Source organism: Commensalibacter sp. A3DC (genome assembly GCF_047307945.1).
GTDB classification, from domain to species: Bacteria; Pseudomonadota; Alphaproteobacteria; order Acetobacterales; family Acetobacteraceae; genus Commensalibacter; species Commensalibacter melissae.
In genome coordinates this window covers 1-10923 of record NZ_JAXOQA010000061.1, presented here as the reverse complement: position 1 = coordinate 10923, position 10923 = coordinate 1, and the positions used below count along the sequence as shown (strand labels likewise).

Here is a 10923-nt window from a genome sequence, read left to right as displayed (position 1 = left end):
TTTCTATTTCTTGTAATATAGATGTTTCATCTACTTTTTTTGGTGTATCAATATTTATTTCTTTCGCTATTCTGGATATTAATCCTGTTAATTTACCTTGTTTTTGTATATCAAATCCTTGCCATAGATTTAATGGAATGGGCAAGTTGGCAACTGTTAAATTAGAGTGACAGATAGGTATAATTGGTATTTTTCGCGACCATCCAACTCCACATTCAAAATTTATCCATGGTTTTTTAATGCTTTCTTGACTACACAAAACAATGATTAGAATGCACTTTTCTAGATTGTTACTGACTGTTTCAAGCCACTTATTGCCAAATGTTATACTTTGATCGTCGCTAGATACAAAAACATCAACTGAAGATAGGAGCAATTCTTTAATATTTTTTTTTAATAGTATTGCCAATTCTTTTTCTTCAGAGATATGACTCAAGAATATTATTTTTTTCTGTCATTTTTTTCCTGTATGTTATTTCTTTTAGAAGTATGCATGCGATATTAATTTCAAATTTAGAAATAATATTACATTTAAAGATTATATATAAACTTCAAATACTTATCTTTATTTGAATCAACCAATCATTAAAATATTATTTAAATATATTTTCTTGCTGTATAGATTGAAAAAATTTTTATTGTAAATTAGCAATTCCAAGATCGATAGCTTTAACCATATTTTGCTACTCTCGTGTTTGCAAATGGTGTTTAAGCATAAGAATCAAATGTTAGCATTTCACTTTTTGTGAAAGTGTATTTGAAACGCCATATCTTGGAGTTTGCTTTTGTGATAACCAGGTATAAACCGCGTTCATAAAGCTTGTTTCTACCCTTTTCCTGATATTTGGCTGTTTTTATGGCTTTATCCGTTAACATTTATATACACCAAGATGAAAAATCATATACCCTAGAATATACCCCAAGATTAAATGCGTTCAAATGTTTTATAATGTGGGATAATGTTTTATTTAATGGCGGAGAAAGTGGGATTCGAACCCACGGTACGCTATTCACGTACACACGCTTTCCAAGCGTGCGCCTTAAGCCACTCGGCCATCTCTCCGTAAAAGGTTAGCTAAAAATGAAAGATAACAATTTTTTCATATTAGGCAAGAAAAATTTCATAAAAAACAAAGATAATTTCTGAAAAAATTTAAAACTGAAATTAAACCCTTTAACAATAAAGATTAAAATAAATTTCAAAAAATGATTCATATATAATTTTCATATATTTAGATATTAAACTGATCTTTTATATCGAATTCAATATGGTTTTGAAAACTTTATGAATTTTTAACTGTAGGTTCGATTTCAACCCCTCTCATCACTTTTGATATGTTCCTTGTAAAACTGATTTAACCAATAAATAATCTCATTTTTAGACATCGTATAACTAATTTCAAGCAAAGGAATGGCTGTTTTGTATAAAATAGCCCGTTTGATTTTCATACGGTCCTCTGCATCCCTTGAAAGGTTATGACCAGAACCATGATATTCAATTACCAATTTGGGTGTTCCGAAGCAATTAACCAGTAAAAAATCAACACGTTTATTATTATAGGCCCAAAAAGCTTGATCTTGAATTTCCTGAGGCAAGGAAGAATCAGTCTTAATGAACGCCCCCATTGACACTTCAAAACCTATATACCAATGCAATCTCTTATCGATCAACCACATTTGCAGACAATTAAATATGAAAATGGATTCGAAATTAACGGGGATTACAGGATATAGATTACATCGGTTAATGTTAGTGTTTTGTTCTGCATATCGTTTATAAATAAAATCGTCAGCGGAAAATAATTCATGTTTACAATTTTTATAATTAATATGATTTTTATTTTTACGACTGGAAAGAAATGTAAACCCTTTTTTTAAAGGAATTTGATTTTTACCCAAAAAATAAAAAAAAACAGAAAAATAGATTAAAGTACAAATTAAAAGAAACGCTAGCATTCAGACAAATCAACAATAAAAAACCTATTTGATATTTCTCAAAAAATCAAATAGGTCAGAGTAATAATGAAAATCTTGTATCAAAAATTATCGGTCAATTTTCAATGCTGCTAAAAAGGCTGATTGAGGAATCTCAACTTTACCAAATTGTCGCATACGTTTTTTACCTTCTTTTTGTTTTTCAAGCAGTTTACGTTTTCGAGAAATGTCACCTCCATAACATTTGGCAGTAACATCCTTTGATAGGGCTCCAATGGTTTCACGCGCTATGACACGTCCCCCTATTGCTGCCTGGATGGCAATCTTGAACAGTTGACGCGGAATTAAGTCTTTCAATTTGGCACAGATTGCCCGTCCGCGTGATTCCGCTACGGAACGGTGAGCAACAAAGGCCAAGGCATCAACAGGTTCCTGATTTACCAAAATGCTAATTCGAACCAAATCACTTTCTTCATAGCCATCCATATGATAGTCAAAACTGGCATATCCTCGTGTCGCGGACTTGAGGCGATCATAGAAATCAAAGACAACCTCATTTAACGGCAGGCGATAAACAACCATTGCCCTTGCCCCAACATATGTCAGGTCAATCTGTTGACCACGGCGTTCTGTACATAAACCCAATACAGCTCCCAGATATTCATCAGGAACCATAATGGATGCTTTTATCCATGGTTCCTCTATTTTTTCAATCAGGGTGGGATCAGGCATGTCAGCAGGATTATGAAGATCCTCAATCGTCCCATCCCGTTTGTATAAATGATAAACAACCGAGGGTGCTGTAGCTATCAGGTTAAGGTCAAATTCTCGACTTAACCGTTCTTGTATAATTTCAAGATGTAACAATCCCAGAAATCCACAGCGGAAACCAAATCCCAACGCAGCGGAAGTTTCTGGTTCATAATGAAATGATGCATCATTAAGCTGCAATTTACCTAGACTTTCTCTCAGCTTTTCAAAGTCATCGGCATCCATTGGATATAATCCACACCAAACAACGGGAATTGATGGCTTAAATCCAGCCAAAGGTTCGGTCGCAGGTCGGCGATCATCGGTAATCGTATCACCCACATGACAATCTGCCACGGTTTTAATCGCGGCATTGATAAAACCCAGCTCTCCAGCACCCAGAGATTCAACCTCGCGCATATGGGGCGTGAAAACACCCACCTGTTCAACATGATATGTTCTGTTGTTTGACATCATGCGAATACGCATCCCCTTTTTAAGGCGACCTTCTTTAATACGCACTAAAATAATGACGCCAAGGTAAGTATCATACCAGCTATCCACCAACAAAGCTTGCAAAGGTTCCTCCAAATCCCCTTTGGGAGAAGGTAGACGGGTCACCAATGCTTCTAAAACCGCATCAATATTCAAACCTGTTTTTGCCGAGACGCCAATGGCATCATCTGCCGGAATGCCTATGATTTCCTCAATCTGTTCCTTGGTTTTTTCAACATCCGCAGCTGGTAAATCAACCTTGTTTAAAACTGGAACAATCTCATGGTTTGCATCAATGGCCTGATACACATTCGCCAGGGTTTGCGCCTCTACCCCCTGAGAGGCATCAACGACCAGCAACGATCCTTCACAAGCGGCAAGAGAACGGCTTACTTCATAGGCAAAATCCACATGACCCGGTGTATCCATTAAATTAAGGATATAGGTCTTTCCATCATTTGCCTTATAATGCAGTCTTACAGTTTGCGCCTTGATCGTAATGCCACGTTCACGCTCAATATCCATATTATCCAAAACCTGGGCATGCATTTCCCTTTGCGTCAATGCACCACATGCCTGGATAAGACGATCAGCAAGGGTGGATTTCCCATGATCAATATGAGCGATAATAGAAAAATTACGAATAGATTCCAAAGGCGTATCTGTCATGGTGCACCAATATCAATAAGACTGTCTCAATAAATCAAGTTTAACTTTAATTATATATCTATAGATTTTTTACAAAGATTGCTATTCTTTTACATGTTTTAAAGGGTAAGTTGCAACTATTGCCCCCCCCACAATTAAAATAACAGCCATTCCCAATCCAAATGTTGCTGGAGCCTTACCGGCCACCACCAGCCATACCATGGATAGTAAAGGTGCCAAATAGGCCAAGCCTCCCAATAACGACATATTAGCATTTTTTGAGGCATAATCCCAGGCAAGAAAGGCAATTCCCATCGGACCGCAACCCATATAGATCAAGATTATCATTTCTTTCAGGGATGGGATGACTGTTGGTTCAATACTGAAATGAATCAGCATGGCTACCAATGAAATTCCACCGCAAACACCAATCAGCATGCCGGCTGGAACATTTACATATTTTCTATTAACCAATGAATAGATTGTCCATACGATGGCACATAAAAAACCAAGAAAGTACCCTGATAAAACCCACGGGGTAATTACTGTATTTTTTCCTCCATACATTAAAAAAACAGTCCCGGCCAATCCCATCAGAACGCCAATCAAATATGCTATATGAAACTGTCGCTTACTTAAAAAAGCGCTGCAAACAACCAGCATTGTTGGCCATAGATATGACATCAAGGTTACCTGCGCTGGCGGTGCCAAAGCCAATCCCAAAAAATAGAACAAATGAAAAAAGAAAATTCCACTAAATCCGGTGATCCAGGGTTTTAATGGCTGTTTCATTTCATTTAAACGTCCCGTTAGGACCAGAATCAATGTTCCAATAACAAAAGACAAACCGAAACCAAACCATAGAAGCTCAAATCGGGGTATTGAGGCTACAAAAGTTGTCATGATGGCCAGACTTGACCATAACAAAATCGTCAAAAGTCCTGACAGGGTCGCAAACAGATTAAAAGAAAAATTCCCCAAGGATTTATTCGTCACAGGCATAATATTTAGACCAGACAAAATTAAGAGTGAAATAGTAAATATATAAATATATCGCGGAATTTAAAAAGCCCATGTAACGGCTTCTTACATGGGCTTTAATACAAACAGACTAAGTTTATCTTAAATTTCCACCAAGCAAACGTGCAACTTCCTTGATAATTTTTTGGGAGATTGCCTCTATTTCCTCATCTTTCAATGTTCGGTCATTTGGCTGGATAGTTACCTGAACAGCGACGGATTTATGATCTGCCTGAACTTTATCTCCTCTATAAACATCAAACAATTCAACCGAATTTATATATTTGCGATCAGCCTGTTTAACGACCTGTAAAAGCTGCTCGACAGGGATCCCGTCTTTTAAAACAAAGGCAAAATCACGCTTTAAGGGTTGAAAGATTGAAAGTACAGGTGCCTTTTTCCTGATAATCTTCTTTGGAATTACTGTATCAAGCATAATTTCAAAAATCATGGGAGCCTGATCAAAACCAAATTCTTTTACCAAAGAAGGATGCAACTCACCAAAATAAGCCAATATATTTTTTGGCCCCAAACTCAACCTGCCAGAGCGTCCGGGATGATAATAATTCGGTGTTTCACCAACCGTTTTTAAAGAATCAATTGAAATGCCCAGTCCATCGAGAACCGTTAAAACATCCTTTTTTACATCCCATAAAGTAACTTTTGGTGCTTTACCATCATATTGACGGTGCATATGTCCGTACCGTGCACCGGCTGCAATAAGGCGTTCCTGATTTCGTGTAAAGGCAGGACCAGTTTCGAAAAGTCCAATATCACCAATACCCCGTGCTATGTTACGCTGCATAACAGGCAGGATCGAAGCCAGAGGGGTCGGCCGTAATTGATCCATATCATTTGAAATTGGATTCATTAAACGTAAAGATTCAGATGCTTCCCCCAACCGTGCAGCAATTTCATGATCTACAAATGAAAAATTTACTGTTTCGATCAGACCTTGTGCAGCAAGCATACGGGAACAAAGAATAGAACGCTCCTGATCTGTTGTCAATGCAGGTGAAGGAACGGGTTGAATCAAAGGCATTGAACAGGCAGGAATTTTATCCAATCCCTCTATACGCAATATTTCTTCCACCAAATCTGCTTCACCCTCTTGGGCTCTTACAGAATCAAGCAGTTTGTCTTTTTTTACCACATCCAACTTGGAATTATAGGCCATTTTGATAGGCATTGCGATATCATTACGCCATGAAGGTACATCAACCCTTATCCATTCCGAATTTTTTTCTGCAATCACAAAACCAAGATTGGTCAGTATTTCCGAAACCCTATTTTCCGATACTGTCAATCCCCCGTAATCTTTCAAACGATTATAATGCAAGGTTGCAGTACGCTGCCATTTGGGTTCTTGACCTGCATGAACCACATCGCTTGCCTGCCCCCCACACAATTTGATAATCATTTGCGTAGCCAATTCGATCGCATCTGGTAACAAAGCCTGATCAACGCCCCGTTCAAACCTCTGTCGCGCATCAGTCACGATCATATGACGTCGGCCACTCAAGGCAATCAAAACAGGATCGAAAAGAGCGCATTCAAGAAAGATATCTGTTGTATTCTCACTGACACCTGTTTTTTCACCACCCATCAATCCTGCCAAGGATTGAACACCGGCTTCATCTATCATGACACAATCTTTGTCAGTGACTTGGTATTCTTTCTCATCCAAGGCCAGGAATTTTTCACCATTGCCACGACATATTGTTAGCTGCTTGCCTGCAATCCTGTCCAGATCATAAACATGCAATGGACGCCCAAGATCAAAGGCAAAATAATTGGTTATATCAACCAAACATGAAATTGGTCTTATTCCAACAGCTCTTAAGCGTTTCTGTAACCATTCGGGACTTGGACCATTTTTAACATTTCGAATTGTTCTACCCAGAATCCAGGGACAGGCGTCTCCATATTGGTTATTCCAACTCAAAGCTGATGAAAATTGCGCTTGTATTTTTGGAACCTTCAGTGGTTTCAGTGTTCCCATACCGGCGACAGACAAATCTCGGGCTATATTTCTTATTGATAATGCGTCACCACGATTTGGAGTGATAGCAATTTCAATGACTGGATCATTCAACTGGGCATATTCTGCATAAGATACACCTATTGGAGTATCAACTGGCAATTCCATAATACCATCATGATCATCTCCCAGATTTAATTCACGGGAAGAGCACATCATGCCATTACTTTGCTCTCCACGGATTTTACCCGCTTTGATTGTAATATCACTTCCAGGCACATAGGTACCAACAGGTGCCAAAACCGTTATTAGCCCAGCACGGGCATTGGGTGCACCACAAACAATCTGAATATCTTCAAATCCTTTACCAGCATCAACATGACAAACACGAAGACGGTCAGCATTGGGATGCTGTTCGGCAGAAATAATTTGGGCTGTCCTAAAAGGTGCCAGTGTTTTACCAGGATCCTCGACCCCTTCCACTTCCAAACCGATTTTATTCAAGGCTGCACATATATCTTCAAGAGATCTATTTGTATTCAAATGATCATGAAGCCAAGACAGTGTAAATTTCATTTCCTATATCCCTTCATGAATGCTTGGGGATTTGAAAGGGGAAAACCCGTAATAACGCAGCCAACGTACATCACCTTCATAAAATGACCGCAAATCAGCAATTCCATATTTTAACATCGTCAGACGTTCGATACCGACACCAAAAGCGAAAGCTTGCCATTCACGAGGATCAACACCGCAATTTGCCAATACACGTGGATGCATCATCCCTGCGCCGAGAATTTCAAGCCAATCCGAACCACCACCCAATTCTCCAGTTTTGCGGTTCCAGCCGATATCGATTTCCATGGAAGGTTCAGTAAACGGAAAATAGGACGAACGAAAACGAACGGGTAAATTTGGTATTCCAAAAAAAGCTCTAAGGAAATCTACAAGACATCCCTTTAAATGACCCAAAGTGATATTTTTCTCTACAACCATACCCTCGCACTGATGAAACATCGGTGAATGAGTTGCGTCATGATCTGCACGATAGGTACGACCTGGTGCAATAATGCGTATGGGAGGTTCCTGTTCCAAAAGCGTGCGAATTTGTACTGTTGAAGTCTGAGTCCTTAATAATAGTTGCTGTTCATCTGTAGATTTGGAGGGGAGATAGAACGTATCATGATCAGCACGCGCGGGATGGTTTTCATCAATGTTCAACGCAGAAAAATTAAACCAATCCGTATCGATATTAGGCCCTTCTGCAACCTTGAAGTTCATTGCCGCAAAAATGGCAACAATTTCTTCGATTGTTCGTTGCAAGGGATGCAATGTACCTTTTACAACAGAAACAGGCATTGAGACATCAACTGCCTCCGCATTCAATTTTTCATTTAACGCTTTTTCCTCAAGAATGGCCTTACGTATTTCAATTGCTTTGGTCAGCTCATTTCTTAATTCATTTAAAACACGACCACGCTCTTTACGTAATTCAGGTTCAACCTTTCCCAATTCTTTCAATTTCTGTACCAACGGGGCTGATTTCCCCAACGCTGATACCCGAACACTGTCCCATGCACGCAAATCCTGTGCCTGATCTAAAGCATGAAGCGTTTCCTGCTTTATGATTTCAAGATCCTTATCCATCTAACCCCTCAATAAACAAAAAAGGGCTGTCATCAGACAACCCTCTCTATTCCATTCATTTTCATGAACAGATTAATCTCATAAAAAGTTAAGCAAGTGCAGCCTGAACCTTTTTAACGATTTCTGCAAAGGTTGCTGCATCATCATAAGCAATTGCAGATAACACTTTACGATCCAGCTCGATACCAGCCTTATTCAGACCATTGATAAAACGGCTATAGGTCAATCCATGTTCACGAACAGCGGCATTGATACGTTGAATCCACAATGAACGGAAATCTCGTTTTTTAACGCGGCGATCACGATATGCATATTGTAAAGATTTTTCCAAACGTTCAAGCGCAATGCGATAATTGGTTGACGAACGACCGCGAAAACCCTTGGATTGATCTAATACCTTTTTATGACGGGCGTGTGTGGTAACACCTCTTTTAACTCTTGCCATAGTTCTTTGTACTCCTTAGCGTGGCAGACCGTATGGGGCCCATTGTTTAATTGTACGACCATCCTGTGGTTCCAATACCTGTGTCCCGCGATTGCTGCGTTTTGCTTTTTGGGTACGATTAATCAAACCGTGACGTTTGTTACCTGGACCAGCCAGCACCTTACCTGTTGCCGTGATCTTAAATCTTTTCTTGACCGATGACTTGGTCTTGATCTTGGGCATTTCATACTCCTTAAAAATTCTGGATACGTTATTGCTAACATCGAAACTTACGTCATAAGAAGGGCAGCCCATTTTCCAAGCCCAACCCATAAACGTAGTGTGTTATATAAACACTATTTAAGTTAAGCTCAAGAAAAATCTACCAATCTCACCAAAATTAAACTTTATTTTTCAAAAAAGTTTATTAAATAAGCATTTAGCCATTTATTGAGTCATCCAAATATTTTTAATAGTGAATTTAATTCACTTAAATATTTTCATGAAGTATTCAAACATGAACAATACAATTTCCCCGGATAAATCCCCATACCGTTTCAAATTCTCTGATCAAACAAAAGGAATGTTTTTTGCCATCCTTGCTGGCTGCCTATGGGGATTGAGTGGTGTAATCGGACAATATCTTTTGCAAACCGTTCATATTGATACAGCCTGGATGATCGCGATACGCATGTGGTTACCTGGAACAATCCTGTTAGGACTTTGTTATCGCAAATACGGGAAAAATATTTTTCTTCCCTTAAAAAACAGAAAAGACATTATCTACCTGGTGAATTTTTCAATTTTTGGCATTCTTGTTTCACAACTCTGCTACTTTTTAACCGTTAAATATTCCAATGCGGCAACAGCAACAATATTGCAATATTTATATCCAATCGTCATTGCAGTCATATTGACTATCTATTTGAGAAAACCTCCCTCTTTATATGTTATCCTATCCATTATCTTAGCAATTACAGGAACATTCTGTATCATTACAAACGGTTCGATTTATGAAATCACCCTTCCCCCAAAAGCTTTGTTATACGGTGGTATCAGTATTCTTAGTTCGGTAATTTATACATTATATCCAATCCCCCTTCTCCAAAAATATAATACCTCAACCATTGCGGGATGGGGTATGTTAATCGGCGGGATCATTCTCAATTTTTTCTACCCTTTCTGGCATCTAGAGGTAAATCTAAATTTTGTTAACTGGATTGAACTGATGATAGTTATTTTTGGTGGAGGAATGTTTGGTTTTCTTTTCTATCTTATAGGAATAAAATTATTGGGCAGCACAAAAGGTAGCATTTTAGCAACGGTGGAACCGTTATCAGCTGTTTTTTTCTCTGTTTTCCTTTTAAATGTGAAATTTACCTTAATAGACTGGCTAGGAACTGCCTGTATTATCAGCATGATTATTATTTTAGCAGTTAAAAAGGTCTAGGGTAAAATCCAAGTCTAAAAATCTCTTGAACCATTTAATTGCCACTGTTTCATATTTGCCTGATCCAGTTCAGATAATTCAGCAAGTAATAGATTTAACATTAAGAAATTAATTAAATCCTTTAGTTGACTTGATACTTGTCGCACTTGCAATAGAGGCCGGCAACTTCTTTTTATGCGTGCGACCATGCCAAAGCTATAAATGCCTGACTAACATGATGATTGACTGAAATCCTATCTAAAGTTTTTCAAAATCCGCATGCCCTGATCATTCAAATATGTGGCAATCTTGTCATTTCTCGCACTGTGATCATATCTTCATAATTTCGATATTTCCCCGTTAAAAATCCTGAATTAAGACTATAATAAATAATTACCCCAATATTTTTTTCTGATCACAAGATTACGTAATGTATCATCAAATTGCGTATATTGGTAATTACTGCTTTGTGGACAACCCGTATCGAATTTGACAATTGTTTCAAATTGGGATTTGATGCACTTATGGCACGGATCTTTCCTTCTTTCAAAAGCTTTTCATAGGCAAAGAGCGTTTCTTTAAAGCTATATTTTC

10 protein-coding genes and 1 tRNA gene are annotated in these 10923 nt (G+C 38.2%); 1 reads left to right on the top strand and 10 read right to left on the bottom strand.

What is annotated here, in order from left to right:
* From U0839_RS07360 to rpmI, 10 genes are all read right to left on the bottom strand, one after another.
* Positions 1 to 436: TIR domain-containing protein (locus U0839_RS07360; RefSeq protein ID WP_413550388.1), on the bottom strand; the 436-nt coding region annotated here is incomplete at its 3' end.
* Positions 437 to 708: 272 nt separating this feature from the next.
* Complete coding sequence (locus U0839_RS07355) at positions 709 to 876, bottom strand: Arm DNA-binding domain-containing protein (protein ID WP_155565301.1); 168 nt, start codon at positions 874 to 876, stop codon at positions 709 to 711.
* A 96-nt stretch (positions 877 to 972) separates the two neighbouring features.
* Positions 973 to 1063 (bottom strand) — tRNA-Ser (locus U0839_RS07350).
* Between the two features lie 248 nt (positions 1064 to 1311).
* The gene (locus U0839_RS07345; RefSeq protein WP_255487944.1) at positions 1312 to 1677 is read right to left on the bottom strand and encodes a DUF2726 domain-containing protein; all 366 of its coding nucleotides are present in this window, start codon (positions 1675 to 1677) and stop codon (positions 1312 to 1314) included.
* A gap of 366 nt (positions 1678 to 2043) precedes the next feature.
* A complete protein-coding gene (lepA, locus tag U0839_RS07340; protein WP_413550387.1) occupies positions 2044 to 3849 on the bottom strand; it encodes a translation elongation factor 4 in 1806 nt (601 codons plus the stop codon).
* 81 nt (positions 3850 to 3930) lie between these two features.
* Complete coding sequence (locus U0839_RS07335; protein WP_155565299.1) at positions 3931 to 4830, bottom strand: DMT family transporter; 900 nt, start codon at positions 4828 to 4830, stop codon at positions 3931 to 3933.
* Positions 4831 to 4945: 115 nt separating this feature from the next.
* The gene (gene pheT / locus U0839_RS07330) at positions 4946 to 7405 is read right to left on the bottom strand and encodes a phenylalanine--tRNA ligase subunit beta (protein WP_155565298.1); all 2460 of its coding nucleotides are present in this window, start codon (positions 7403 to 7405) and stop codon (positions 4946 to 4948) included.
* A 3-nt stretch (positions 7406 to 7408) separates the two neighbouring features.
* Positions 7409 to 8476: a phenylalanine--tRNA ligase subunit alpha gene (pheS, locus tag U0839_RS07325; protein WP_122123425.1), complete on the bottom strand. Its 1068-nt coding sequence runs from the start codon at positions 8474 to 8476 to the stop codon at positions 7409 to 7411.
* An 88-nt stretch (positions 8477 to 8564) separates the two neighbouring features.
* Positions 8565 to 8921, bottom strand: a complete 357-nt coding sequence (gene rplT, locus U0839_RS07320; protein ID WP_110438866.1) for a 50S ribosomal protein L20 — start codon at positions 8919 to 8921, stop codon at positions 8565 to 8567.
* A gap of 15 nt (positions 8922 to 8936) precedes the next feature.
* Positions 8937 to 9143: a 50S ribosomal protein L35 gene (gene rpmI, locus U0839_RS07315; protein WP_110438865.1), complete on the bottom strand. Its 207-nt coding sequence runs from the start codon at positions 9141 to 9143 to the stop codon at positions 8937 to 8939.
* 274 nt (positions 9144 to 9417) lie between these two features.
* Here rpmI and U0839_RS07310 point away from each other — a divergent pair, with 274 nt between their 5' ends.
* Positions 9418 to 10350: a DMT family transporter gene (locus U0839_RS07310; protein ID WP_155565297.1), complete on the top strand. Its 933-nt coding sequence runs from the start codon at positions 9418 to 9420 to the stop codon at positions 10348 to 10350.
* Positions 10351 to 10923 lie beyond the last annotated feature (573 nt).